A 25,240-nucleotide genomic window follows, 5' to 3' on the forward strand; every position below is an offset into this window, starting at 1 on the left:
TCTTGCACCCTCAAAGTGACGATGCCATGCGACGCAAAGCCGACCTACCGCAAAAATCGTGTGCATACTGCCAGCGTCCGTTTACCTGGCGTAAAAAGTGGGCGCGCTGCTGGGACGACGTACGCTACTGCAGTGAACGCTGCCGCCGTTCAGCCAAGTTATTTGACCGCGCAAGGGGGGCGAGCGCATGAGACCCTCTTCCCTTGACATTGTCTGGTTGCACAATGAGTTGCGCGTGGCGGACAATCCATTGCTGCACTTTGAACAGCCCCCTGAGCAGCTGTTATGCGTCTATGTGCTCGATCAGCGCTGGCTGCAAGCCCCTTTTCCCGGCGATACCACCCCGCGCATCGGCCCGGCCCGACTGCGGTTTTTATGGCAGAGCTTGATAGAGCTTCGCGGTGAGCTGCTGCGCCGGGGTAGCGATCTTTTGGTGCGTATCGGCTCACCCGCTGAGGAAGTGGCGGCCTTAGCCTGGCAGCTAGGCGCGCGTACCGTGCGCGTTGCCAAGCAAGCCGGCGTTGAGGAAGTCGCTGATATCAAAGCGCTTGCAGCCGAGCTGCCTGAAAGCACTAAGCTTGACATGGTGGAAAGCGGGGTATTGATCGACCTTGAGGCGCTGCCCTTTGCCCTTAATGCGCTACCCCGCAGTTTTTCCGCTTTTCGGCGCCAAGTAGAAGCCCCCTGTACGCTCAATAAACCGCTGCCGGCCCCGGTGACGCTGCCGCCGTGGCCGGAGGCCTCGCGTGGGTTTCCGCCGCTGCAAAACGTTTGTGACATCACCGCCGCCTGGCAGCCGGATGAGCGGCAAGGTTTCGCTTATGAAGGCGGAGAGGCCGCCGGTTTAGCCCGTTTAAAGCACTATGTATGGGCGCAAAACGGCCCCGCCTCCTACAAGGAAACCCGCAATGGCCTGCTGGGGGCGAACTTCTCCACGCGCCTATCGCCTTGGCTTGCCCACGGCTGTATGACACCGAGCCAGGTGCATCACGAAGTGAAAGCCTGGGAAGCAAAAAACGGCAGCAGTGAATCGAGCTACTGGATCACCTTTGAACTGCTGTGGCGCGAATATTTCCATCGCGCTGCCCAGCTTGAACAAGCCGCGATGTTTGGCGCGCATGCGTTGCCCGTGCCGTGTGCGCACTTTACCGCCTGGTGCGAAGGCAAAACCGGCTTGCCTTTCGTGGATGCGGCCATGCATGAGCTACGCCTGACGGGCTGGATTTCCAACCGCGCGCGGCAAAACGTGGCGAGCTTTCTGGTGAAAGACCTAGGGGTTGATTGGCGTTTGGGGGCGGCGTGGTTTGAACACTGCTTAATCGATTACGATGTGGCCAGTAACTGGGGGAATTGGCGCTACATCGCGGGCGTAGGCCGCGATCCGCGTCAGGAGCGCTACTTTAATGTGATAAAGCAGGCGGGCTGCTACGATCCTAAAGGGTTTTACGTCGCCCATTGGCTGCCGGAAATGGCTGCGCTACCCTGCGATTTATCGCGTCAGCAGCCGTGGCGGGTGCGGCCAGACACCTACTCACCGCCCAGAGTCGAGCCTAACGCCTGGCAGCGGTGGTTGATCGACCACCCAGCCGCTGCGCATACCAACGCATAAAAGGAGAGCCGATGTCCGCCCTGGATAAAAAAATCACGCTACATGGCCGGGGTAAAACGGCTTGGTTGCTCGGTTTAGCCGGGTTGCTGCCTTTCGGGTTGACGCTTGGGGTCGCTTTTTTAGGCCCCATGGTATGGCAGGTCAACGCGGTATACGGTTTTCTCTACTACAGCGCCGTGATTCTGTCTTTCCTCGGGGGCGTGCACTGGGGGGCGGTGATTCAGCGTACCGATCATGAGCGCCATCCTGGCGATATTCGCCGTTTGCTCATCGCCATGTTGCCCAGCTTAGTCGCTTGGCCCGCGCTGATGTTAAATCTCGTCACTGGGTTATGGGTGTTGATGATTGGCTTTGTGCTGATTTGGGCGTATGACTTGAGCCGAGAAGGGCGCCTAGGCTGGCCGGCCTGGTACTTACTACTGCGTTCAGTACTGACCGTGGGCGTGGTGCTCGCCCATATTGGTATGATCACTCGCCTAGGTGATAGCGCGTGGTAGTCACGCCGAGGGCTAGCGTTTGTCGCCATTGTGAGTGATCATCGTGCCCACGCTATGGACCGCCAAAGGATCACACTTTATGCCTCTACTCTTCCCGCGCGGCGTGCTCGCGGGCTCCCTGTTGGGTCTGACCCTGGTCGGGCTCCCCGCCGCTGCTGACAGCGTGGGTCAGAACCTCATGACCGAGGTGGATACCCAGGCGGCAGAAGCGGTTCACTACGACGACTTTCGTCAGTGGCGAGAGGCGTTTCGCCACTACGCCGCCTCGCAGGGCATCAGCGAGCGCACGTTGAGCCAAGCGCTGGACAGCGCACGCTATCGCGAGCGTGTGATTGAGCTCGACCGCTACCAGCCCGAGTTCGTCCGCCCGATTTGGGGCTACTTGGACAGCGCCGTCTCTAGCACGCGGATCAATAACGGCCGTGAAAAATTCATTGAGCACCGCGAAACGGCGAAACAAATGGAGCAGCGCTACGGCGTTCCTGCCGAAACTATCGTTGCTATCTGGGGGATTGAGAGCAACTACGGCAGTAACTTTGGCAACTTTTCGGCCATCGACGCCTTTGCCACCCTGGCGTACGACGGCCGACGGCGTGACTTTGCCCGAGGCGAGCTTCTTGCGGCGCTACGCATCATCGACAGGGGTGATATCACCGCCTCCGAGATGGTCGGCTCCTGGGCGGGCGCGATGGGGCACACGCAGTTTATCCCTTCGAGTTTTGAGGCTTACGCCGTGGATGGCGACGGCGATGGTCGGCGCGATATCTGGGGGAGCATGGCCGATGTGATGGCCTCCACCGCGAACTACCTCGCCAAAGCGGGCTGGCAGCCGGGCCAGCCGTGGGGCACCGAGGTGGCCTTGCCGGATGACTTTGACTACGCGCAAACCGAGCGCCTAAGCAGCGATGCGTGGGCGTCTCAAGGCGTGCGCGCCATCGGTGGCGAGCTGCCCCGCTTTGACAGCGCCGCGGTGATCGTGCCTGCCGGTGCCGATGGCCCGGCGTTCATGGTTGGCCCTAACTTCCGCGCCATTTTGCGCTACAACAACGCCACCAGTTACGCGCTCGCCGTGGGTACGCTAAGCGATGCCATCGCCGGCCGTGAAGGCATTCAGCAAAGCTGGCCGCGCGAGCAGGCGCCGCTAACCCGCGATGATGTGCGCAAACTGCAGCGTCAACTCAACGCCGCGGGCTATAGCGCAGGAAGCGCCGACGGCATCATGGGGCCCAATACCCGCCGCGCCTTGCGGGCCTTTCAGCGTGACCAAGACCTGACGCCGGATGGCTTTGCCACCCAGGCGCTTTTAGAGCGATTGCAACCCAATTAAAACCACTTTCAATGGGGGCAGTGAATGCGCCGTTTTGCGCTGCTGGGCCTAATCGGGGCCTTGTTCTGGGCTTTCATGAGCGTCGCCCAAGCCGATGCGTCATCCAAAACGCCCGCCAAGGAGCGTGTATTTGGCTGGGTCGAAAACGCGGTGGTCAAGCCGTGGGGCATTCAAGTCAAAGCCAAACTCGATAGCGGGGCGCTGACCTCCTCGCTTGACGCCCGCAACATCGAGACCTTCAACCAGAACGATGAAGAGTGGGTGCGTTTTCGCCTTAAGCTTGAGGATGAAGCGAGCGGCGACGTGTTCAGCGACATGATCGAGCGCCCGCTGTACCGCGATCTTACGGTTCGGGGCGCCGGCGGGCGCGACGAGCGCCCGGTGGTGCTGCTCGATGTGTGCATTGGCGATACCATCTACGAAGAGCAATTCAGCCTGCGTGACCGGGGCGATATGAACTATCCATTGCTCTTGGGGCGGCGCACGATCAGCCATCTGGGTTTATTGGACGTGCGCGAAACCTTCTTGCAAAAAACGCCTAAGTGCAATGGCGATACGCCGGTGGTTCCCCACGACCCCGACGAGTAACCCGCTATCTTGAACGTTAAAAAAGGCGCGCCAACAGCGCCGTGACGGCGGTTTCCACCCTTAAAATGCGGGGGCCAAGGTGCATGCCCTCGCAGCCCGCTTCAAGCAGTTTTTGCACTTCCCAGTCGATAAAGCCCCCCTCGGGGCCGACCAGCAAAAGCGTGGGCGTATCGATACCGCGCGGGCAGGCCATCGCCATGCCGGGGTGAGCGACTAGCCCGCGCCGATCGGTGAGAAGCGTCGGCAGAATGTCTTCGACAAAAGGGCGAAACCCTTTACGCAGGGTTACCGTGGGCAGCAGCGTATCTTTCGCTTGTTCAAGTCCTAACACCAGGTGCTGGTGGATTTTTTCGGGTGAAAGCTCGGGTGACTGCCAATAGCTCTTTTCCACGCGTTTGGTGTGCAAAAGCGTGATCTTTTTAACGCCCAAGGCCGTGACGTGCTCCAGTGTGCGCGCGAGCATGCGCGGGCGTGGCAGGCCTAGCACCAAATGTACCGGCAGCGCCGCTGGCGGCGGGGTGTCGAGCGTATCCAAGGTAAAGCTTGCGTGCGCGCTATCCAGCGCGGTTAACGTGGCCGTGCCCATCAGCCCACCCTCTAGTCCTACCGTTAGGCGAGCGCCAGGCTCGGCGCGATGCACCTCTTTTAAGTGGCGTAAACGTCGCGAGTCGCGAATAATCACACGGTTTTGCGTGCTCGTGTCCTGCGGGTCTAATAAAATCAAATTCATGGGGTTGCTTTTGCTCTTCGGGGCGAAGCGGCTAATAGACCGTGCTCTGCGCTTGCATGGCAGCGCAGGGCAGGCACAATAGCGGCCAGAGAATAACCGCTTTTTTCGCGTTTTAAGGAGAGTCGCCGTGCGCGTGATTCGTAAGTATGCCAATCGCCGGTTGTACGATACGCAGCAAAGTCGCTACGTCACACTAGAAGATTTGCGCCAGCTTATTCTAGACGAAGAGCCCTTCCGCGTGGAGGAGGCCAAAAGCGGTGAAGACATCACTCGCACCATTTTGCTCTCCATTATTATCGAGCAGGAGCAGGCTGACAGCGAGGCCGAGGTGTTCTCCAACGACCTGCTTGCCAAACTGATACGCGTCTATGACATGTCCTCGCCGCTGCCCCTGGCACGCTACCTTGAGCAGGGCACGCAGCTGATGATGGAGCAGCAAAAGCGCATGCAGGAGCAGTGGCAGCAAGCGATGCGCCACTCGCCCATGGAGCTGATGCGGGAAATGGCCGAGGAGAATATGCGCTTCTGGCAGAAGACCTTTCATCAGACCGGCGATGGCGACGAGAAAAGCGAAAAAAAGAACGCGTCCGAGGCGCCCAAAAAAGACGACAATACCTCGGAGCGTTAGCATCGGCGCGCTGATGACGAACGCTCACCCTAACGTGGCATAAGCACTTTACGTAACATAAGTACTTTACGTGACATAAGTACTTTACGTGGGCATAAGTATCTTGCGTGGGTATATCAACACCCTGGCGCCCATTGAGTAAAAGCCTACGAGTGAAAAAAAGGAACAGCATGAAGGTCTTGATGATCGGCGGCGGTGGTCGCGAACACGCACTGGCGTGGAAATTAGCCCAGTCGGAGCAAGTGGAACAGGTGCTGGTCGCGCCGGGTAACGCCGGCACCGCGCGTGAGCCTAAACTCCAAAACGTAGACGTTGACGCCACCGATCTTGGGGGGCTGGTGGCGCTTGCCACCCGAGAAAAGGTCGGGTTAACGGTGGTAGGGCCGGAAGCACCGCTGGTGGAGGGCGTGGTCGATCGCTTCCAGGCGGCGGGGCTGACCATTTTTGGCCCCACGCAGGCGGCCGCGCAGCTTGAAGGCTCCAAATCGTTCACCAAAGATTTTCTCGCTCGCCATCAGATCCCCACCGCTGATTACCAGCCCTTTACCGCCGTTGAGCCGGCATTGGCCTATTTGCACGAAATGGGCGCGCCGATTGTGATCAAGGCCGATGGCCTTGCGGCGGGTAAGGGCGTTATCGTGGCCGAGACCCTGGCCGACGCCGAGGCCGCCATCCGCGACATGCTTGAAGCCAACGCCTTTGGCGATGCTGGCGCGCGGGTGGTGATCGAGGAGTTCTTGGACGGCGAGGAGGCAAGCTTTATCGTCATGGTCGATGGCGAAAACGTTGTCCCCATGGCGACAAGCCAGGACCATAAGCGCGCCTATGACGGCGATACCGGCCCCAACACCGGCGGCATGGGGGCGTACTCCCCGGCACCGGTGGTGACCCCTGAGGTCGATGCGCGCATCATGGAGCAGGTGATCTTGCCCACTGTGCGCGGCATGGCCGAGGAGGGCAATACGTACACGGGCTTTCTCTATGCCGGCTTGATGATCGACCCTGCCGGCAACCCCAAGGTGATCGAGTACAACTGCCGTTTTGGTGATCCGGAAACCCAGCCGATCATGCTGCGCTTGACCTCTGACCTTGCCGCGCTGTGCCTTGCCGGCGCAGAAGGCAAGCTGGCGGGAATGGCCTGCCAGTGGGATAGCCGCCCGGCGGTGGGCGTGGTGATGGCGGCCGGCGGTTACCCCGGCAGCTACCGCAAAGGCGATGTGATCGCGGGTATCGAGACCGCGGAAAAGCGCGGCTGCAAGGTCTTTCATGCCGGCACGGCGCTTTCCGCGGAGAATGACGTAACCACCGCCGGCGGACGCGTGCTCTGCGTGACCGCGCTGGGGGAGAGCGTTTCAGCTGCACAGCAGCAGGCGTACCAGGGCGTTAGCGCGATTACCTGGGAGGGGGTTGAGTACCGCCGCGATATCGCCTACCGCGCGATTGCACGGGAGCAAGCGCAGGATTAAGGTCGTGGATTGCCCGGGTCGCGTTGATACCGAGCGAACCACCAACAAAAGGAAGCCGCTATGGAGCGTGTAAAGCTCGATTTTCCCGCTGAGGCGCTGATTCACCGTCACCCGCTCGCGGTGCGAGTGACGGATATGAATTACGGCCGTCACCTGGGGCACGATGCGCTGGTCTCGCTTCTGCACGAAGCGCGCCTGCAGGCGTTTTTGGCGCTGGATCTGCCCGAATGGGATATGGCCGGCTACCCTAGCGTTGTCGCGGATCTCACCGTTCAGTACCAAAGCGAGGCGCACTGCCCCGATAGGCTGGTGGTGGAAACCGCGGTACCTATCCTGCGGGGCAAAGCGCTGACGGTCTACCATCGCGTGCGCAAGCAGGATAGCGATCAGGTAGTGGCGACGGCACGGCTCAACGTCCTGCTGATCGACCCCGCGCTTGGGCGTCCTGTCGCCGTGCCCAACGCGGTGACGCAGGCGCTTTTGGGCGCCCAATCAACGGTGGGTGAGCGCTAAATGTCCCGTGAATATCCGATCATTGCCGTGACCGGCTCATCCGGCGCCGGTACGACCACGGTACGGCGCAGCTTCGAGCGCATGTTCCAGCGTGAAGACGTGCATGCGGCGATGGTGGATGGAGACGCATTTCACCGCTATACCCGCAGTGAGCTGCACCGCATGTTTCGCGAGGAGCCCGAGCGTACCGACGAACTCTCGCATTTCGCGGTGGAAGCCAACCTGCTTGACCGGCTCGAAGGGCTGTTTATCGAGTACGGCGAGCACGGCACCGGGCAGTTTCGCCACTACATCCACGCGGAAGATAAACAGAAGATCGAGGCCGGCTACCAAGTCGGCACCTTTACCGAGTGGCAGTCGCTGCCGTGCGGTACCGATCTGCTCTTTTACGAAGGCTTGCACGGCGGCCTGGTGACCCCTGAGTTCGACATTGCCCGCCATGTGGATTTGCTGGTGGGCGTCGCCCCCACGATGAACCTGGAGTGGATCCAGAAAATCGATCGCGATACCAAGATGCGCGGCTATTCGCAGGAGGCGGTGATCGACACCATTTTGGGGCGCATGGACGACTACGTGCGCTACATTCAGCCGCAGTTTTCGCGCACGCACATCAACTTTCAGCGCGTGCCGACGGTGGATACCTCCAACCCCTTTGAGGTGCAGGATATTCCCACTGACTCGGAGTCGTTCGTGGTGATTCGCTTTCGCGACCCGTCGACGGTGGATTTTCCGTGGTTGCTGGCGATGATTCAGGATGCGTTTATGAGCCGGCCGCACACGCTGGTGGTGCCGGGGTCGCGTATGTCGCTGGCGATGGAGCTGATCTTGGCCCCCCTTGTGCGCCATTTGCTTGCTCAGCGCCGCTTTCGCTAAGCTGGTCGATAATAGGGCATCAACAACCACCACCACGACTGCAACAACTCAAGGAGCGTTCCATGGAGTGTCTGTTCTGCAAGATCATCAATCGTGAGATCCCCGGGGATATCGTCTACGAGGACGATGAGGTGCTGGCGTTTAACGACCTGAATCCGCAGGCGCCCACGCATATTCTGATCATTCCCAAGAAGCATATCGCGACGCTGAACGATATCGAAGAGAGCGACCTTGCCACCATCGGCCGGCTGCAATACACCGCCGCGCAGATTGCCAAAGAGAAGGGCTTTGCCGATGAGGGTTACCGCGTGGTGATGAACTGCAACGACATGGGTGGCCAGACGGTCTACCATATCCACATGCACTTGATGGGCGGGCGCGAATTCACCTGGCCGGCGGGGTGATAAGCAATAAGAAGGGGCGACCAGTGGTCGCCCCTTCCCGTGCACGGAGACAGCGAAGCGCTTAGGCGTCGATGCGCTTGTACTTCATCCGCTTGGGCGTGTCGTTACCCACGCGCTTTCTGTGGTCGGCTTCGTACTCGGAGTAGTTACCGGCGAAGAACTCCACGTGCGAATCGCCTTCAAAGGCGAGGATATGCGTGGCGATGCGGTCGAGGAACCAGCGATCGTGAGAGATCACCATGGCGCAACCGGGGAAGGCCAAAAGCGCTTCTTCCAGCGCGCGCAGGGTTTCGATATCCAGATCGTTGGAGGGCTCATCGAGCAGCAGAACGTTGGCACCCTGCTTGAGCGTTTGCGCCAACTGCAAGCGGCCGCGCTCACCCCCCGAGAGTTCATCCAGGCGTTTTTGCTGATCGTTACCCTTGAAGTTAAAACGACCCACGTACGCCCGCGACGGCACCTCGTAGCCATTGATATTGAGAATATCCTGACCGTCGGAGACGGCTTCCCACACGGTTTGCTTGTCATCCAGCGCATCGCGCAGCTGCTCGACGTAGGCGATCTTGACGGTGTCGCCGATCACGACCTCGCCGGCATCAGGCTGCTCTTTGCCGGTAATCAGCTTGAACAGCGTCGATTTACCCGCGCCGTTGCCGCCGATAATCCCCACGATCGCACCGGGCGGTACGGAGAAGGAGAGGTCTTCGTAGAGCAGCTTGTCATCAAAGCGCTTGGTCACGTTGTGGAACTCAATGACCTTGTCGCCAAGGCGCGGACCGGGCGGAATATAGATCTCGTTGGTCTCGTTGCGCTTTTGGAAATCGCCTGACTGCATCTCTTCAAAGCGGTTCAAGCGCGCCTTGCTCTTGGCCTGACGCCCTTTGGTGTTGGAGCGTACCCACTCCAACTCCTGCTTGATCGCCTTCTGGCGCGACGCTTCCTGCTTGGCCTCTTGGCCTAGGCGCTGCTCTTTCTGCTCGAGCCACTGCGAGTAGTTGCCCTCAAAGGGGATCCCCTGACCACGGTCGAGCTCCAGAATCCAGCCCGCGGCATTGTCGAGGAAGTAGCGGTCGTGGGTGATCGCCACTACGGTGCCGTTGTAGTCGTGCAGAAAGCGCTCAAGCCACGCCACCGATTCGGCGTCTAGGTGGTTGGTCGGCTCGTCGAGCAGCAGCATGTCCGGGCTGGAAAGCAGCAGGCGGCAAAGCGCCACGCGGCGACGCTCACCCCCGGAGAGGTGCCCAACCGTGGCCTCCCACGGTGGCAGGCGCAAGGCCTCGGCGGCCACGTCCAGCTTGCGCTCGATATTGTGCGCATCGGCGGCTTCGATAATATTCTCAAGGCGCGCCTGCTCGGCGGCCAGGGCGTCGAAATCGGCATCCGGCTCGGCATAGGCGGCGTAGACGGCGTCGAGTTGCGACTGCGCCTCTTGAAGGGCTCCTAGCGCCTCTTCGACGGTCTCGCGTACGTTTTTCTCGTCGTCGAGCTCCGGCTCCTGAGGCAAGTAGCCCACATTGATGTCCGGCATCGGACGAGCTTCACCTTCAAACTCTTTATCGACACCGGCCATAATGCGCAGCAGTGTGGATTTACCCGCGCCGTTTAAGCCCAGCACGCCGATTTTGGCGCCGGGGAAGAACGACAGCGAGATATCCTTGAGAATTTGCTTTTTGGGCGGCACAACTTTGCCGACCCGATTCATGGTGAATACGTATTGCGCCATGGAAATCCGATAAGTTGGTAAACGAAAGTAGCAGCGTGCCTGAGCACGTCCAGGCTCACGATGATAGTGCCGGCCGCCTGGAAAGGCCAGCGTTGTAGAGAGGAGCGCGACTTAGGGGATGAATAAAGTGAAGACGAACGAGGTCACTCCTCTTCATCCGACCAGTCATCGTCGATGGCGCGGCGAAGGCGACGCTCTTCCAGCAGAGCTTCGACGCGGCGGCGGGCGCGAAGCGTGTCGCTTTTGCTGGAGCGGCTACGGCCATAGTAGTGGTCATTCACCGCGTGGTCATTTGCGGCGTCATCGTTGGCGTCGTCATCGCTATCGAAATCAGCGGCGGCGTTGCCACGGTGGGAGTACAAATCACGACTTAAGGGGTCACGGCTCATAACGATGCCCTCCAACCCAGGCCGGATAACCGGCAACATACGACTTCACAACGCGTAGCGTTTGAAGTACCTAGCACGTTTGCGCATTGCCGCTATATAGCGCCTACCAGGTTGGAGTTCAAGCTTTTCCGCGAATTTTTTTATTCGCTGTTTTGCTGCTGCTTTTGTAGCGCTTCCAAGGCCTGCAAGGCTTCCACCCGTTCGGTGACGTCTTTCTGCACGCCGATGTAGTACATCAGGTTGTCGGCTTCGTCGAACACCGGGGTGATGGAGAGCTCGTTCCAGAACATCGTGCCGTCTTTACGGTAGTTGCGCAGCACCTCGCGCGAGGGGCGGCCCTCTTTAAGTGCCTCGCGTATGGCATTGAGCGCATCCTGGTCGCGGTCGTCGTTTTGTAAAAAACGGCAGTCGCGGTAGAGAATCTCATCGGCGCTGTAGCCGGTTAAGCGTTCAAACCCTTTGTTGACGTAAATCAGGATGTTTTCATCGCCTTCCTGCTCGGCAACCACAATGCCATCTTCGGAAGCGTCAACAATACGTTCTAGCAACTCCGGGCTGATCAAGGGAGATCGTTTCATCAAAAGGTTCCTGTTGCAGCTCCAGTCCTTTCCGAAGGCCATTGATTGAGCGGTATGGCCAAGCGGCATTTCAGTTTGCGCTATCTTTGAGCGTTTTATCCCACATCTTGGCGAGCGCGGCCACGCTTTGCAATCACTGAGTGGGCGCGCACCGGTAGCGTGTCACTCAGTTTCGGGCAGTTGCTGTGCGCTTAGCATAGCGCCAATAGCCGTGACAGCAAGCACGACAAGCAACGCGCTGCTGCCCAGCCACTGGGCCAAGCCGCCCATCACGGCGCCAACCAGCAGCATCAACACGCCGGTTAATGTATTAGAAAGCGCGACATAAAGAGCGCGATTCTCTTGAGTGGCCATGTCCACCAGGTAGGTTTTACGCCCCAAGCGTACGCCGTGGTGAATGATCACCAACAACCCGTAGACCAGCGCATAGGGCCAGATTTGCTCGGTCCAGCTACCCGGCAGCCACGCAAGCAAAGCCCCAAGCAAACAGCACACGGCGGTGCCGAGTGCGGCGTCGCGCATGACCTGGCGGCTAGAGGCATCCGCCCGCTTGCCCCAGACGGGGCTTGCCAGCATCGCGGCGATGCCGGAGACAATCACCATAAACCCCAAGCCGCCGAGTTCCGTGCCGCTTTGGCTCTGACCAAGAAGGGCGATATACGGCAGGGCCAAGGCGCTTGAGAGCAGAAGGGCGCGGGAAGCTCAAGATCGGCACCATCGTCGACCCAGAGTTTATTCGCCTGGGCGCTTTCCTGCGCCGTTTGATGCAAGGCGCACCGCAGTTGGAGACCGAGCTTCACCACGGCATGAGCGGCAGCGTGGGCGAGCGCGTTGAGCAAGGCGAACTCGACGTGGGGTTCTATCTCGCTCCGCCCGGTGAAGGCCCCGGCCCACAGCACCCCACGCTTGCCTTTCGCGAACTCACCCACTTTCACTACCACGTGGTGGCTCCGCCCGGCTGGGAGTCGCGGCTGATCGATACCCGCTGGGAAACCCTAGCGGCGCTGCCGTGGATCGTCACCCCCGAGGTGTCGGTTCACCATCGGCTGCTTAATAAAGCACTTGCCGCAAGCGGCGCCACGCCCAACCGCGTCGCCCAGGTCGATCAAGAGGCCTGCATGCTTGATTTAGTGCGCGCGGGGGTGGGCTTGAGTCTCGCTCGGGACGCGCTCGCCATGACCGAGCGTCAGGAGAGCGGGCTTGCGGTCGCAGGCGATGTGCGCCTGCCCTGTGCGCTCAGCTTTATCTGGCAGCGCGGGCGCGAGAGTGAACCGACGCTGCACGCCGCGCTCAGCACCTTAGACGAAGTGTGGCCCTCGCGCTTGGCGTGAATCTGCACATGCCCGCATCGCCCTACACAACTTCTACATAACCTTATCTTTATATAGAAACAGCACAGAAAAAGGGAACCTGTCAGCGATAAAACACTCCATGGGAGACCGTTTTCACCCAAACCCTACGTGGAGTGTTTATGTCGCTTTCGACAGGTTTTCGCCCCCTGACCCTGATGCTTTTTGCCGCGGTGGGAAGCCTAAGCGCCCCGCTTGCCGCCGACACCCGTGCCGACGCCACCGCCCACGCTATTTTCGCCGGCGGCTGTTTCTGGTGCATGGAGCCGCCCTACGACCGCCAGCCCGGTGTCAGCGCGACTACCTCAGGCTACATCGGTGGCAAACTGGAAACCCCTAGCTACGAAGCGATCACCGCCGGCGATACGGGCCACGCCGAAGCGGTGAAAGTGGAATACGACCCCGACGTGATCAGCTACGCGCAGCTTCTGGAGATTTTTTGGCGCAATATCGATCCCTTTGCCGAAGGCCGGCAGTTTTGCGATGTCGGCAGCCAGTACCGCTCGGCGATCTTCTACCGTAACGAGCAGCAGCGCGAACTGGCCGAAGAGAGCAAGGCCGAATTGGAAGCGCGCTTTGAGCGCGATATCGCCACCGAGATTGTTCCCGCCGATACGTTCTGGGAAGCCGAGACCTACCACCAGAACTACTACGAGAAAAATCCCGTCCGCTACAAGTTCTACCGCTTTAGCTGCGGCCGCGATGACCGCCTCGAAGAGGTGTGGGGAGAGGAAGCGGGCGGCCCAACGTTCTAAATCGCGCCAGAGCCCCGTGCCCGATAGCGCTGCCAGACAAAAAGCCCCGCCGCCACCACCAGCCACGCCGCGATGGCCGCGACGGTATCACCCAGCACAATGCCAAAACCGCCGCTGACACGCTCCGCCAGGTGAATCGGCGGCGGCTTTAACCCATCAAAGACGCGGTACACCGCGAACGCCAGCGCCATACCCAACGGATGGCGCAGCGCCCGCAGGCCGATAACGGCCAGCGGAAAGGCGACAATTTCGTCGGCCACGATGCCACCATGGTCACTGCCGGCAAACTGCAGTGATGCGAAGTGGCATACCGGCACGGCCAGCACTAACAGCAGCGCGATGACCCACGCCTGCCGCGAAAGCGGCCGCCCCAGCAGCCACCACGCCACGGGCACACCCAACAACGACCCCACCGTGCCCGGGGCGATGGGCGAGAGGCCAGTGCCCAACCCCAGGGCAAGCCAAAGATTCAGCGTCTCTACCATCAGTTGGCTTCTCGCGCTTGGCGCTCCAGTTCAGTCGCCACATGCGCCGGTAGCTGCAGGGCATGGGCCAACTGATCCAACCAGGCGCGCTCCATGGGGTTCTGTTCATCGATCACCGCCACGCTGACCAAGTACATCTCGCGGGCCGCCTGGGGCGAATCCGCCTCGCGCGCCAGCGCTTGCGCATCCAGCGGCGCTTGTAGCTGCTGCTCGACCCAGCGGTGCATCTCCTGATCGGCACCCAGCGCGTCGATTTGCTGGGTAATCAGCGCCTGCTCCTGCTCGTCGATATGACCATCGGCGCAGGCGGCCATGATCATCGCCTGCAGAAGCTCAAGGCTGCGCCGCTCCTGAAACTCGCCTTCCAGCACCTCAACGCGCTCGCCCTCGGAGGCGCCCTGCCCTTGCGGGGCGTTTTCTTGAGCGCCTTGCTGCGAGCGTTGCCACGCCTTCCACGCCAGCACCCCCACGCCAGCAATCGCGCCGTACTTCAGCGCCTTGCCGCCCAGTTTTCGCCCTCGCTTGGAGCCCACCAGCAGCCCCATGGCGCCGCCGCCAAGCAGGCTTTTCATATCCACCCCGCTGTTACCGCCACTGGGCTTTTCTTGACGCTCGCGACGGGGCTCATCGCCACCGCCGCCGCCAAACTGCTTTGAGAGGCCGTTCAGCATCCCTTGGACGTCGACACCGCTGCCCTTTTGACCACCGCCGGCCTGCTGCATTAACTGCTGAAGAATCTTGCTTGCGTTCATTACGGGCCTCCCCTCTCTTTCTGAGCGCTACACGACGCCGCCACTGTGGAACGCAAATACTATGCGGCGCAACTCCCGCGCATACAAGCGTTTGTCGTGGCGGCTATACCGCGCCAGTTTGCACGCGCCACTGAGCGGCGTAGTGCCCGTTAGCGTCCAGCAGATCGTCGTGAGTGCCGCGCTCGGTCACTTGGCCTTTTTCGATCACCACGATCTCATCGGCGTGCACAATCGTTGAGAGGCGGTGGGCGATCATCAGCACCGTGCGCCCGTGGGCGATACGCTTGAGCGAGCGCTGAATGGCGGCTTCGGTCTCGTTATCCACGGCGCTTGTGGCCTCGTCAAGCACCAGAATCGGCGGGTCCTTGAGCAGCGCCCGCGCCAGCGACAGCCGCTGTCGCTGGCCGCCGGAGAGGCGCACGCCGCGCTCGCCCACGGGGGTATCGAGCCCTTGCGGTAGCGTGTCGATAAAACTCCACGCCTCGGCCGTTTTGGCCGCGTCGATGATCGCGGCGTCGTCGGCATCGGGCTTACCGTAAGCGATATTGTCGCGGATGCTGCCCTCGAACAGATAAACATCCTGGCTCACCAGCCCAATGGCCTGGCGCAGCGACTGAAGGCTCACCGCGTTAATCGGCTGCCCGTCGATCAGCACGCGCCCGCTTTCCGGGTCGTAAAAGCGCAGCAGCAGTTTGACCAGGGTTGACTTGCCCGAGCCCGTCGCGCCCACCAGCGCCAGGGTGTTACCGGCGGGAACGTGCAAGTTGATACCGTCGACACCGACCTCGCTCGACGCGTAGTGAAAGCTCACGGCGTCGAAAGTCACCTCACCGCGCACCGGGGTGGCCAACGGCTGGTCGCTTGTCTCTTTCACCTTGATCGGCTCTTCGAGCAGATCGAGAATCCGCCGGGTGCTCGCCATCGCGCGCTCGAACAGATCAATCACCTGGGCGAGGCCGGTTAGCGGCCAGAGCAAACGCTGGGTCAAAAAGACCAGCACCCCGTAAGCACCCACGTTCAGGTTGCCGTTGAGCGCCATCATGCCGCCGACCGTGAAAGTCGCGAGAAAGCCGGCCAGAATCGCCATGCGAATCACGGGAATAAACGCCGAGCTGACCTTGATGGCGCGCCGGTTGGCCTCAACATACGCTTCGCTCGCGTCGCGCAAGCGCTCGGCTTCGCGCGCTTCGCTGGTGAAGCTTTTGATCGTGGCGATACCGCTTAGGTTGTTGGAAAGCCGACTGGAGAGATCGCCCACCTTTTCGCGCACGTCGTTATACAGCGGGCCGGCTTTGCGCTGAAAGAAGAACGCGCCCCAGATAATCAGCGGGATCGGGGTAAAAGCGAGCAGCGCAATCAGCGGCGACAGCACAAAAAAGACCGCACCCACCGCCAACACGGTCACACCGACCTGAATCAGGGCGTTGGCGCCGCCGTCCAGAAAGCGCTCCAGCTGGTTGACGTCATCGTTCATCGTGGCCACCAGCTGGCCGGAGCTTTTGGCTTCAAAGAACGCCATATCCAGCCGCTGGGCATGCTCATAGGCGTCTTGACGCATATTGGCCTGCAGCCGCTGCGCCAGGTTGCGCCACAAGACTTGGAAGAGGTACTCAAACAGCGACTCCCCCGCCCAGATAAAGAAGGTCAGCACGGCGAGGATGCTGATCTGCTCCTGCGGGGTCTCGAAACCGAGGCACGCGACAAAGCTCTGCTCTTGATTCACGACCACGTCGATCGCCACCCCGATCAATATCTCTGGGGCGATATCAAACAGTTTGTTGATGATGGAGCAGAGGGTGGCGGTGATAATTTGGCGCCGATAGCCTTTGGCGTAACGCAAAAGGCGCACCAGCGCTTGAAAGCTGTTTGTCGAAGAAGAAGCCACAGGGGTTCCTTAGTGGTTGATACAAAAAATGAAGCCCCATTCGGTCTTAGACACGCGCAGACCGAACGGAAGGGTTACGCGCGATTATCCCTGCTCGCCCAGAGCCTGTCGAAGGGTGACGCGCTCGGCCCCACCTAGTTTCTATTACGCGGTGGCGCGCTTGATATTCGCCAGCAGCGGGCTACCGGTCTCAGGGTCGGTCAAAAGGGTACACTCCACCTGGTAGAGGGTTCGCACCAGCGCCGGGGTAACCACCTCACTGGGCGGCCCTTGGGCCACGATGTGCCCCTCGCGCATGGCGATCAAGTGGTCGGCATAGCGGCAGGCGCTGGCCAGGTCATGCAGCACCATGACCACGGTGCGGCCCTGGCGCGCCAACGCCCTTACTAGCTCAAACACTTCGATCTGATGGCCTAAATCCAGTGCGGAAGTGGGCTCATCGAGTAACAAAAGCGGCGTTTGCTGGGCGATGGTCATGGCGATCCACGCGCGCTGGCGCTGGCCTCCCGAAAGCGCATCCAAGGGTCGCTCGGCCAGCATTTCAAGCCCTGCTGCCGCGAGCGCCTGCTGCACCACGCGCTGATCCTCCGCCGACCACTGGCGCAGCCAGCCCTGGTGCGGTTGGCGGCCAAAGCGAATCAACTCGGCGACCGTCAGCCCTTCGGGTGCTACCGCCTCTTGAGGCAGCAGCGCCAAGCGCGTGGCCAGCGTGCGCGCCGAAAGACGCTGGATATCGCCGCCATCCAGCAGCACCGCGCCACCCCCGGGTTTGTGCAGACGAGCAAGCCCGGCCAGCAGCGTCGATTTCCCGCAGCCGTTCGGCCCCACGATCGCCGTTACTTGCCCGGTCGGCAGCGCCAGATCGAGCGCGTCGATCACGCGGCGCGCGCCGTAATTCATGCTCAGCGCCGAAGCAACGAGTGTCGGCGAGGGCGTTGTCTCGTTCATGGTCCCCTCCGTTGCGGGCGCATTAATAGCCACAGTAACCACGGGCCGCCGACCACGGCGGTGACGATCCCCACAGGCACTTCAATGGGCGCGAGCAGACATCGCCCGGCCAAATCGGCCAACACCATCACCAGCGCCCCCGAAAGCGCGGCGGCAATGATCGGAACATGGCGCGAGCGCGACAGTCCCCGAGCGATTTCCGGGCCAATCAGCCCCACCATGCCGACCGGCCCGGCCACGGCGACGGCAAGGGCGGTCAGCACCACCGCCAGCATCAGGATATGAACACGCCGCGAGGTCACGGCGATACCCAGCCCTGACGCGACGCCATCGTGAAAGCGCAAAAGCGACAGCGAGCGCGCCCCCGCTAACGCAAGACCCAGCCCAAGCGCCAAGCCCGCTGCTAAAAGCGGCACCGCTCCCGCTGGGCGCGCGTTTAGCGTCCCCACCGTCCAGGGGTAGGCCGCGTTGGCGGTATCGATCGCCACCCGCGCGAGCAACAGCTGCGTCACCGCGCCGAACACCGCGCCCACGCCAATGCCGGCGACAATAAAGCGATACCCTTGCGTGCAGATCGGAAGAGCGTCGTGTAGGGAAAGAGTGTAGATCTCGGTGGTCGCCGTATCCACGCTCCCCGGCCCCCCCCCCGACGCCCATCCCCCCTGCCTCTTTCTTTAAACCCCATCTAGTTGTGTAAAAGAGACAGGGGTGGGGGAGAACGGCGGCCAGATCCGCCAACCGCCGCCCGGCCAGGGCACCGATCACCCAAAAACGGATTTCATCCGCGGCGCGCTGATCAAAAAGCAGCAGCAGCGCCGTCAGCGAGCCCAGAAGCCCCGAGAAAGCCGCCCCCGCCAGTACCAAACGCACCGGGTCGTTGCCTACCCCCCGCACCCGGGCAACGCCCAGCACACAGATGCACCCCGCTAACGCGCCCAACTGCGCGACGAAGACTTTCAGCGTGACGGCACTGGCGCCGAGCACCAGCGCCAGCGCCACGGCAAACGCCGCCCCCGCGCTCACGCCCAGAAGCCCTGGCTCCGCCAGCGGGTTACGCGAGACCGCCTGCAAAAGCGCGCCCGCCACGCCCAGCGCCATGCCCACCACGACACCGATGGCGGTACGCGGCGCGCGCAGCTCCCACACCACAAAATGTGCGTCGCCACCGGTGTCTCCGAAAAGCGCCCCCAGCGACTGCCAAGGGCCGACACTGCCCGCCCCGATCAGCAAACTGATACCGCTGACCGCCGCGAGCGCCATCAGCAACAGCGCCAAGGAGCGCCATGGGGCAACCGCGATCACGGCAGCAGCGCGCCTTCTATATCATCGAGAATCGCCTGCGCCGCCAGTGGGCCGTTAGCACTGGTCCATAGCTGCCCATCCACGGGCACCACGCCGCCACGTTTGACCACCTCCAGGCGCGTGAAAGCAGGGCTCTGCTTGGCGCTTTCCAGCGCCGCTTCGCCATCTGCGTTCAATGTGGCAAGAAACAGCCAGTCACCATCCACCCGAGAAAGGTTCTCTAGGCTGAGCACGTCGCTATGCACGCCGCCCTCGCTGACAAGGCCTCCATCCTGGAAATCCAGCCCCACCCGCGCCAAGAGCCCGGAGGTGAAGAGGTTTTTCGACATGACCATCGGCCCACCCGGCATCCAGCGCACCAGAAAGGCGCTGCCGCCCGCCTCTGCCTGCGCCAGGGCGTTAGCCAGTTCCGCCGCGCGCGTATCGACGCCGTTGATCGCCGCCTCGATGGCGTCCTCGCGGCCGAGTGCTTGCCCGTACAACCGCGCTTCGTCGCGCCAGTTGTCCGGGGCGATGGGTTGGGTCGGCGGCACCACGGTCGGCGCCATACGCGACAGCAGCCGATACTGCGCCTCGGGAAGCTGCGGCGGTGCCAGAATAAGATCCGGCTGCTGCATCAGCACGGCCTCAAGATTAATCTCGCGTACCACGCCCATGATCGCCGGGCGCGTGTCGCCAAGATATGTCTCAATGTAGGCCGCCACGTCATTTCCGCCGCGGGTGGTCACCGCCCCGACCGGCATCACGCCCGCCGCGAGCGCGGTATCCAGCGCGCCTTCGTAAAGCGTTACCACGCGCTCGGGTGAGCCTTTTACCTCCACACTGCCAAACGCGGTATCGAGCGTGCGCGCCTCGACGCTTGCGCTGAATACCCCCATGGCCACGCCACCCATCAGCAGCGCGATGAGGCCCTTCGCTTTTAACTTCCCCACCAGCGGTCCCATGCGATACCCCTGCGTTAAAAGAAAAGGATACTAACGATTATCAAAGACATTTTCATCACTATTGCCACGAACGATATGTTCCACGCAATGCAACCACTCCCTGTTGCGTTTTTTGCAACGCGGCGTTCCCTTTTAACACCTCGCATTTGAGAACCCCTCTCCCTAGAATCACCACCTCATTTGATAACCAGTATCATTACTAATTAAAACCGTCTTCAAGGGGATCTCCATGTTGCGCTTTCACCGTTCCGCGCTGGCCAGCGCCATCGCGCTCGCTGTCGCTTCACCCGGCCTCCACGCCCAAGAGAGCGAGCCGTTGAATAATATCGTGGTATCGGCGAGTGGCTTTGAGCAGGCCATGGTCGATGCGCCGGCGAGCATCTCGGTTGTCACCCGCGAGGAGCTAGAGCGCACGCGCGTCAGCAGTATCGCCGATGCACTGCGCGATGTAGAAGGCGTGGACGTAGGGGGCCAAGTCGGCAAAACCGGTGGCCGCACTATCAGCATTCGCGGTATGCCGAGCGACTACACGCTGATTTTGATTGATGGCCGCCGCCAAAATGCCGCCGGTAGCGTCACGCCCAACGGCTTTGGCGAGACCGCCACCAGCTTCTTCCCGCCGGTATCGAGCATCGAGCGGATCGAGGTGATTCGCGGGCCGATGTCGACCCTCTACGGCTCCGATGCCATGGGTGGGGTGATCAACATCATCACGCGCAAAATCGATCAAGAGTGGACAGGCGCCATCGGTGTGGAGAACACCTTCAACCAGGATCGCGACTTCGGCGATCGTCGTGAAATCAACCTCTACACCAGCGGCCCGCTGGTGAAAGACACTTTAGGCGTACAGCTGCGCGGGCGCTTTTTTGAACGCGACGCCTCTGAGCTGACCTACACCGATGCAAGCGGCGACCCGGTTGACGTGAGTCAGCGCGGCCCGAGCCCCGTCGAAGGCGACGTCTATAACCTGGGCGGCAAGCTGACCTGGACCCCCACCGACGACCATAACCTCTGGCTTGACGGCGAAGTCAACCGCCAGCAGTACAATAACGACGAGTGCCAACTCGGCACCCTGGATGGCCGCACGCGCAGCTGTGCGCCCAACCCCGGCGTGGCCAACGGCTATTCGGATGAACTGCGCTTTGAGCGTGAGCAAATAACGCTAGGTCATACCAGCCGCTTTACCGCCGGCACGCTGGAATCCAGCCTGATGCGCAACACCACGGAGACAGAAGGCCGGACGATTCCCGGCGACATGGGCGTGCCCTACGCAGGGTTTCCCAGCATTATCGGCGGCGCCCCGCGCGAGCTGGAAACCACCAACACCGTGCTCGATACCAAGTTCACGCTGCCACTAGGCGATCATATGACCACCCTGGGCGCGCAGTGGTGGGATGCCGAACTGGACGACGGCTTGGCGAACGAAACCTTTGAGCAGACCACTTGGTCGCTGTTCGCCGAGGATGAATGGATGCTGCGCGATGATCTCGCGCTGACGCTGGGCGGGCGCTACGACCACCACGACGCCTTTGGCAGCCAGTTCAGCCCGCGCGGCTATCTGGTGTGGAACACCACGCCTGAATGGACCCTGAAAGGGGGCGTCAGCCGCGGTTATAAAACGCCCTCGCTCAACGATCTTCACGCCGGCATCAACGGCGTGACCGGACAGGGCACGATTTTGACCATCGGCAATCCAAATTTGGAGCCCGAGACCAGTACCAGCAGCGAAATCAGCGCCCACTACGATAATCAGCAAGGCTTTACGGCCAGCGCCACGCTGTTCTACAACCAGTTTAACGACAAGATCGCCAGTGGCAACGATATTCGCGTCGAGAACGACCCCATGATTCCGGATGGCGTTTACGGCCAAGAGATCAACATCGACGAGGCCGTCACTAAGGGGATCGAGCTCTCCACCGGCTATCAATTCGCGCCCGCCTGGCGCTTAAACGCCAACTACACCTATACCGATAGCGAACAGAAAAGCGGCAATAACGAGGGCGAGCCGCTAACCGATACCCCAGAGCACGCGATCAACGCCACCCTGCGCTGGCAGGCTACCGCCAAGCTGGATACCTGGCTCTCCGCCGAGTACCGCAGCGAGCGCTACCGTAACCGTGCGCGCGTACGCGGCGCGCCCTCCTACGAAGACTTGGGCGATTTCAAAGCGTACTCGCTGTTCAACCTCGGCGGTAACTACGCCTTTACCGAGCAGTTCTCCGTCAGCGCGACGATCTATAACCTGCTCGATAAAGACTTTGTTGACTATGAGAGTTACCAGGCGCCCGATCGTAGCGGTAACTTACAAACCTACTACGGCAACCGTTACGCCAACAGCGAAGAAGGCCGCCGCCTCTGGCTCTCGGCGCGCTATGCGTTCTAAGCGCGGGCTGACCTGTTTCGATCTCACCTTCCACCCCGGCTCTGCCGGGGTTTTTTGGCTATTGCGGCAGAAAGTCGAGAACAGCGTCGAGTACCTGACGCGGATGGGACATATGCGGACAGTGGCCGACGGTGTCGATCATAAGCAAGGTACTCTGGGGCATGACGTCGTGCATGTAGTGACCGATGTGCTGCGGCGCTAGGGCGTCGTGCTTACTCTGGACGATCAGCGTCGGACAAGGGGTATCGGGCAGAATATGGCGATAATCGGCGGTAAAGGTCGCCTGGGCAAAGGTCTTTGCCGCCACCGGGTCGATCGAACAGAAACTGTCCGAGAGTTCGTTCACCAAGGTGTCGCCATTTTGCTTGTCCATCACCAAGGGAGCGAGGTAGTTGGCCCAGTCGATGTAATTCATGTCCATCAGATCCAGCAGGTCCTGCAGGTCTTCCTGCTCAAACCCGCCGTAGTAATCCGGCGGGTGATTCTGAAAAGAGGGCGAAGGCGCAATCATCACTAGGCGGCTGAAGCGCTCGGGCGCAGTCTCGCAAGCGATCAACCCAATGATGCTGCTGACAGAGTGGCCGATCAGCGTGACATCCTTAAGGGACAGCGCCTCGCAAATGTCGAGAATATCCTGGGCGTAACCTTCCAAGCGGGCATAACGCTCCACGTCGAAGGCGGACGTATCGGAATTGCCCGAGCCTACATAGTCGAAGAGCACCAGAGTGTAGTGGCGCTCAAGTCGGGGAATCAGAAAGCGCCACATCTTTTGATCGCAGCCAAAGCCGTGCGCCAGCATCAAGGTGCGCTCGCCTTGCCCCCTCACCGTTACGTTGTTACGCCGCCGAATATAAGCACTCTCATCAACATTCTCACAAGAACTGTCACAAGAACTCTTCATCGTGCCTCCTGACAAGGGATATACACTGCCTCGTCTTTCAGCGTAGTTGAGTCAACAGCAGTTGTTGATGATGAGCTGGCGCACTACCCCACGATGGCCTCTATCACAGCGTGATAAACCGGAATACCGATGATGACGTTGAGCGGAAACGTCACCCCGAGTGAGGCCAGCATCGCCAAGCCAATATTGGCTTGCGGGATACTCGCGCGCATCGCGGCGGGGGCGGCGATATAAGAGGCACTGGCGGTCAGGGCGGCGAGAATCACCACCGAGCCGGTGGGAAGGCCCAGCGCCACGCCCATCATGATACCCAGCATCGACAGCAAGGGCGGCGTCACGATGGCAAAGGTCAGCAGGCGCCAGTGGTGCCACGGCAGGGGGCGCAGCGTTTGCGCGGCGGTCAGGCCCATTTCCAGCAAGAAGAGCGCCAGCACCGCCTTGAAGGCATTGGTGAACAGGTTGGTGACATCCTCGCCCTGGGCAGGCCCGTAAAACGCGCCGATCAACACACCGCCCCCGAGCAGGATCACGCCGCGATTGGTCAGGGTTTCGTGCCAGAGTTTGCTAACGCTCTCGTTGACTTCGGCCCCCTGATGGCGGCGAAACAGCGCGATAGCGACCATGATCGCGGGCAGCTCCATCGCCACCAGATACAGCGTCACTTCGCTGCCCACCATTAGGTTGCGCGCCTCGACGTAAGCCAGCGCAACGGCGAAGGTGCCCGCGCTCACCGAGCCGTAGTGCGCCCCGATACTTGCGCTGTCAGCCGCGGATAGGCGCACCATGCGACGCAACACGGGGGTGAGCATTAGCGGAATCAGCGCCGACAGGAGTGCTACGCCAGCAAGCTCCGGCACCAGCCCCCAGTGCAAATTGCCGTAAAGCGCCATGCCGCCTTTCAAGCCGATGGTCAACATCAGCAGCAGGCTCAAGGTGTCGTAGGTGGCTTTGGGCACTTCTAGGTCGGACTTTACCGCACCGGCCACTAGGCCGAGCAGGAAAAACATCACCACAATATCTGGCATAACATCACTCCCCGTTGATTTGGGTCGGAATTCTGCCCACCGTAATCTTAGTCGACCAATAATATATTGGTTATTTACCATAGATGATTTTCTATATAGAGTCATGCGCATGAATATCCGCCACCTCACCTTCCGGCTGCTGCAGGTCTATGTCACCGTGATTCGCTGCGGCTCCATCAGCGAAGCGGCCCGGCAACTTCACCTAACGCAACCTACTGTATCGCAACAGCTCAAGCGGCTAAGCGAGGCGGTGGGCGGGCCGCTTCTGGAGCATCACACCGCGGAACTCCGGATGACCGATACCGGCCAGGCCCTCTATCAGGCCAGCCGTGACGTCCTCGGTCGCTTCGAGGATTTCGCCGATCAACTAGGCGCGCTGCAGCAAGGCAGCAAAGGGCGCTTCAGTATTGCGCTGGTGAATACCGCCCAGTACGTACTACCCCGCCTGCTAGGGCCTTTTAGCCTCGCCTTCCCTGACGTGGATGTGACGGTGAACATCGGCAACCGCCGTCAGGTGCTCACCCGCTTTGAGCGCCAGGACGACGATATTTACGTGTTTAGCCACCCGCCGTCTCTCGACCACGCCGTGGCCGCCCGCTTCATGCGTAACCCGCTGGTGGCGATCGCCTCCACCGCGCACCCGCTGGCGCAGGCGCCGGACGAGCTGTTGATGGAGCAGCTGCTTAGTGAGCGTTTGCTGCTACGCGAGCCGGGCTCCGCGACGCGCATGCTATTGGAAGGCTGGCTACAGGAGCACGGCTTGGCGATGCGCTCGACGCTGCAAATGGCCAGCAACGAGGCGATCAGGGTAGCGGTGGGGGCGCAGATGGGCGTGGCGATTCTTTCGGAGCACGTCCTCCCCAAGGAGCATCCCGAACTTGCGGTACTCAAGGTCAAGGATTTGCCGATCGAAAGCCACTGGCAGCTTATCGTGCGTAACGATCGTCGCCTGCCGCAGCCGGCGCAGCGCTTTTTGCAGTACACCCGGGATCACCTAGAAGAGTGGATTGAGCCACGCTTTGTGTGCAACGAATTGGCGACCCTGTTTAGGCCTCGCCCTTCACCCTGGACGAAGTCAGTCCTGAAGACAACGTCAGCAGATACGCCACCGATTCGCGCGCCCCTCCAAGGTTATAAATAAGAACTTTTTTTATTAAATCGTTAGCTGGCATACTATAGGGGCGTT

Annotated in this window: 24 protein-coding genes and 4 pseudogenes; 14 read left to right on the forward strand and 14 right to left on the reverse strand. The window is 60.9% G+C overall.

What is annotated here, in order from left to right:
• Positions 1-26 precede the first annotated feature (26 nt).
• The 5 genes from BQ9846_RS14040 (at position 27) to rloA3 (ending at position 4,021) form a co-directional block, all read left to right on the forward strand.
• Complete coding sequence (locus BQ9846_RS14040) at positions 27-191, forward strand: DUF2256 domain-containing protein (protein WP_075881562.1); 165 nt, start codon at positions 27-29, stop codon at positions 189-191.
• Positions 188-1,609 (forward strand): DASH family cryptochrome, encoded by a 1,422-nt coding sequence (locus BQ9846_RS14045; RefSeq protein WP_075881563.1) that lies wholly within the window; start codon positions 188-190, stop codon positions 1,607-1,609. Before BQ9846_RS14040 ends, BQ9846_RS14045 begins: the two co-directional genes overlap by 4 nt.
• Positions 1,610-1,620: 11 nt before the next feature.
• Entirely contained in the window at positions 1,621-2,106 is a 486-nt protein-coding gene (locus BQ9846_RS14050; RefSeq protein ID WP_075881564.1) for a DUF3429 domain-containing protein, read from the forward strand.
• Positions 2,107-2,185: 79 nt separating this feature from the next.
• Positions 2,186-3,433: a lytic murein transglycosylase gene (locus BQ9846_RS14055; RefSeq protein ID WP_075881565.1), complete on the forward strand. Its 1,248-nt coding sequence runs from the start codon at positions 2,186-2,188 to the stop codon at positions 3,431-3,433.
• Between the two features lie 75 nt (positions 3,434-3,508).
• Complete coding sequence (gene rloA3 / locus BQ9846_RS14060) at positions 3,509-4,021, forward strand: retropepsin-like aspartic peptidase RloA3 (protein WP_144049455.1); 513 nt, start codon at positions 3,509-3,511, stop codon at positions 4,019-4,021.
• A 16-nt stretch (positions 4,022-4,037) separates the two neighbouring features.
• Here rloA3 and BQ9846_RS14065 read toward each other — a convergent pair whose 3' ends face one another.
• Positions 4,038-4,751 carry a 16S rRNA (uracil(1498)-N(3))-methyltransferase gene (locus tag BQ9846_RS14065; RefSeq protein WP_075881567.1) on the reverse strand — a complete coding sequence of 238 codons (714 nt, stop codon included), beginning with the start codon at positions 4,749-4,751 and terminating at the stop codon, positions 4,038-4,040.
• Positions 4,752-4,878: 127 nt separating this feature from the next.
• Here BQ9846_RS14065 and phaR point away from each other — a divergent pair, with 127 nt between their 5' ends.
• From phaR to BQ9846_RS14090, 5 genes are all read left to right on the forward strand, one after another.
• Positions 4,879-5,379, forward strand: coding sequence for a polyhydroxyalkanoate synthesis repressor PhaR (gene phaR / locus BQ9846_RS14070; protein WP_075881568.1), 501 nt, complete (start codon positions 4,879-4,881; stop codon positions 5,377-5,379).
• 170 nt (positions 5,380-5,549) lie between these two features.
• Complete coding sequence (purD, locus tag BQ9846_RS14075; RefSeq protein ID WP_075881569.1) at positions 5,550-6,845, forward strand: phosphoribosylamine--glycine ligase; 1,296 nt, start codon at positions 5,550-5,552, stop codon at positions 6,843-6,845.
• 60 nt (positions 6,846-6,905) lie between these two features.
• A complete protein-coding gene (locus BQ9846_RS14080; RefSeq protein WP_075881570.1) occupies positions 6,906-7,358 on the forward strand; it encodes an acyl-CoA thioesterase in 453 nt (150 codons plus the stop codon).
• Positions 7,359-8,231, forward strand: a complete 873-nt coding sequence (locus BQ9846_RS14085) for a phosphoribulokinase (protein WP_075881571.1) — start codon at positions 7,359-7,361, stop codon at positions 8,229-8,231. It abuts the gene before it with no gap.
• A gap of 62 nt (positions 8,232-8,293) precedes the next feature.
• On the forward strand, positions 8,294-8,635 hold the full coding sequence (locus tag BQ9846_RS14090) for a histidine triad nucleotide-binding protein (RefSeq protein ID WP_075881572.1): 342 nt from the start codon (positions 8,294-8,296) through the stop codon (positions 8,633-8,635).
• A gap of 61 nt (positions 8,636-8,696) precedes the next feature.
• Here the strand turns inward: BQ9846_RS14090 and ettA are convergent, their stop codons facing one another.
• From ettA to BQ9846_RS14110, 4 genes and pseudogenes are all read right to left on the reverse strand, one after another.
• The gene (ettA, locus tag BQ9846_RS14095) at positions 8,697-10,358 is read right to left on the reverse strand and encodes an energy-dependent translational throttle protein EttA (RefSeq protein WP_075881573.1); all 1,662 of its coding nucleotides are present in this window, start codon (positions 10,356-10,358) and stop codon (positions 8,697-8,699) included.
• 143 nt (positions 10,359-10,501) lie between these two features.
• A complete protein-coding gene (locus tag BQ9846_RS14100; protein WP_075881574.1) occupies positions 10,502-10,747 on the reverse strand; it encodes a PA3496 family putative envelope integrity protein in 246 nt (81 codons plus the stop codon).
• Positions 10,748-10,887: 140 nt separating this feature from the next.
• On the reverse strand, positions 10,888-11,325 hold the full coding sequence (locus BQ9846_RS14105; RefSeq protein WP_075881575.1) for a PAS domain S-box protein: 438 nt from the start codon (positions 11,323-11,325) through the stop codon (positions 10,888-10,890).
• A 162-nt stretch (positions 11,326-11,487) separates the two neighbouring features.
• Positions 11,488-12,024, reverse strand: a pseudogene (locus tag BQ9846_RS14110) (MFS transporter); the annotation flags it as partial.
• Between BQ9846_RS14110 and BQ9846_RS14115 the strand changes: the two are divergent.
• Together BQ9846_RS14115 and msrA are read left to right on the forward strand one after the other, a co-directional pair.
• Positions 12,003-12,656, forward strand: a pseudogene (locus tag BQ9846_RS14115) (substrate-binding domain-containing protein); the annotation flags it as partial. The pseudogenes BQ9846_RS14110 and BQ9846_RS14115 overlap by 22 nt on opposite strands.
• Positions 12,657-12,796: 140 nt before the next feature.
• Positions 12,797-13,429, forward strand: a complete 633-nt coding sequence (gene msrA, locus BQ9846_RS14120; RefSeq protein ID WP_075881576.1) for a peptide-methionine (S)-S-oxide reductase MsrA — start codon at positions 12,797-12,799, stop codon at positions 13,427-13,429.
• Here the strand turns inward: msrA and BQ9846_RS14125 are convergent.
• The 7 genes and pseudogenes from BQ9846_RS14125 to BQ9846_RS14155 form a co-directional block, all read right to left on the reverse strand.
• Entirely contained in the window at positions 13,426-13,914 is a 489-nt protein-coding gene (locus BQ9846_RS14125) for a phosphatidylglycerophosphatase A family protein (RefSeq protein WP_075881577.1), read from the reverse strand. The genes msrA and BQ9846_RS14125 overlap by 4 nt on opposite strands.
• The gene (locus tag BQ9846_RS14130; protein ID WP_075881578.1) at positions 13,914-14,666 is read right to left on the reverse strand and encodes a tellurite resistance TerB family protein; all 753 of its coding nucleotides are present in this window, start codon (positions 14,664-14,666) and stop codon (positions 13,914-13,916) included. Before BQ9846_RS14130 ends, BQ9846_RS14125 begins: the two co-directional genes overlap by 1 nt.
• A 103-nt stretch (positions 14,667-14,769) precedes the next feature.
• On the reverse strand, positions 14,770-16,551 hold the full coding sequence (locus BQ9846_RS14135; protein ID WP_075881523.1) for an ABC transporter ATP-binding protein: 1,782 nt from the start codon (positions 16,549-16,551) through the stop codon (positions 14,770-14,772).
• 144 nt (positions 16,552-16,695) lie between these two features.
• Positions 16,696-17,499 carry an ABC transporter ATP-binding protein gene (locus BQ9846_RS14140; RefSeq protein ID WP_075881522.1) on the reverse strand — a complete coding sequence of 268 codons (804 nt, stop codon included), beginning with the start codon at positions 17,497-17,499 and terminating at the stop codon, positions 16,696-16,698.
• A pseudogene (locus BQ9846_RS14145) lies at positions 17,496-18,068 on the reverse strand (iron chelate uptake ABC transporter family permease subunit); the annotation flags it as partial. The pseudogene BQ9846_RS14145 and the gene BQ9846_RS14140, both read right to left, overlap by 4 nt.
• 142 nt (positions 18,069-18,210) lie before the next feature.
• Positions 18,211-18,759: pseudogene (locus BQ9846_RS14150) on the reverse strand (iron chelate uptake ABC transporter family permease subunit); the annotation flags it as partial.
• A 38-nt stretch (positions 18,760-18,797) separates the two neighbouring features.
• A complete protein-coding gene (locus tag BQ9846_RS14155) occupies positions 18,798-19,694 on the reverse strand; it encodes an ABC transporter substrate-binding protein (RefSeq protein WP_422821897.1) in 897 nt (298 codons plus the stop codon).
• A 280-nt stretch (positions 19,695-19,974) separates the two neighbouring features.
• On the opposite strand from BQ9846_RS14155, the gene BQ9846_RS14160 reads away from it, so the two are divergent.
• Positions 19,975-22,128 (forward strand): TonB-dependent receptor domain-containing protein, encoded by a 2,154-nt coding sequence (locus BQ9846_RS14160; RefSeq protein ID WP_075881580.1) that lies wholly within the window; start codon positions 19,975-19,977, stop codon positions 22,126-22,128.
• A 58-nt stretch (positions 22,129-22,186) separates the two neighbouring features.
• Here the strand turns inward: BQ9846_RS14160 and BQ9846_RS14165 are convergent, their stop codons facing one another.
• Both BQ9846_RS14165 and BQ9846_RS14170 read right to left on the reverse strand, forming a co-directional pair.
• Complete coding sequence (locus BQ9846_RS14165; RefSeq protein WP_075881581.1) at positions 22,187-23,029, reverse strand: alpha/beta fold hydrolase; 843 nt, start codon at positions 23,027-23,029, stop codon at positions 22,187-22,189.
• Positions 23,030-23,112: 83 nt separating this feature from the next.
• Complete coding sequence (locus BQ9846_RS14170; protein WP_075881582.1) at positions 23,113-24,054, reverse strand: sodium-dependent bicarbonate transport family permease; 942 nt, start codon at positions 24,052-24,054, stop codon at positions 23,113-23,115.
• Positions 24,055-24,163: 109 nt separating this feature from the next.
• Between BQ9846_RS14170 and BQ9846_RS14175 the strand changes: the two genes are divergently transcribed.
• Complete coding sequence (locus tag BQ9846_RS14175; RefSeq protein WP_083651585.1) at positions 24,164-25,195, forward strand: LysR family transcriptional regulator; 1,032 nt, start codon at positions 24,164-24,166, stop codon at positions 25,193-25,195.
• The last annotated feature ends 45 nt before the right edge of the window (positions 25,196-25,240 follow it).

Source organism: Vreelandella massiliensis (assembly GCF_900155385.1).
In the GTDB taxonomy this organism is placed as follows: Bacteria; Pseudomonadota; Gammaproteobacteria; order Pseudomonadales; family Halomonadaceae; genus Vreelandella; species Vreelandella massiliensis.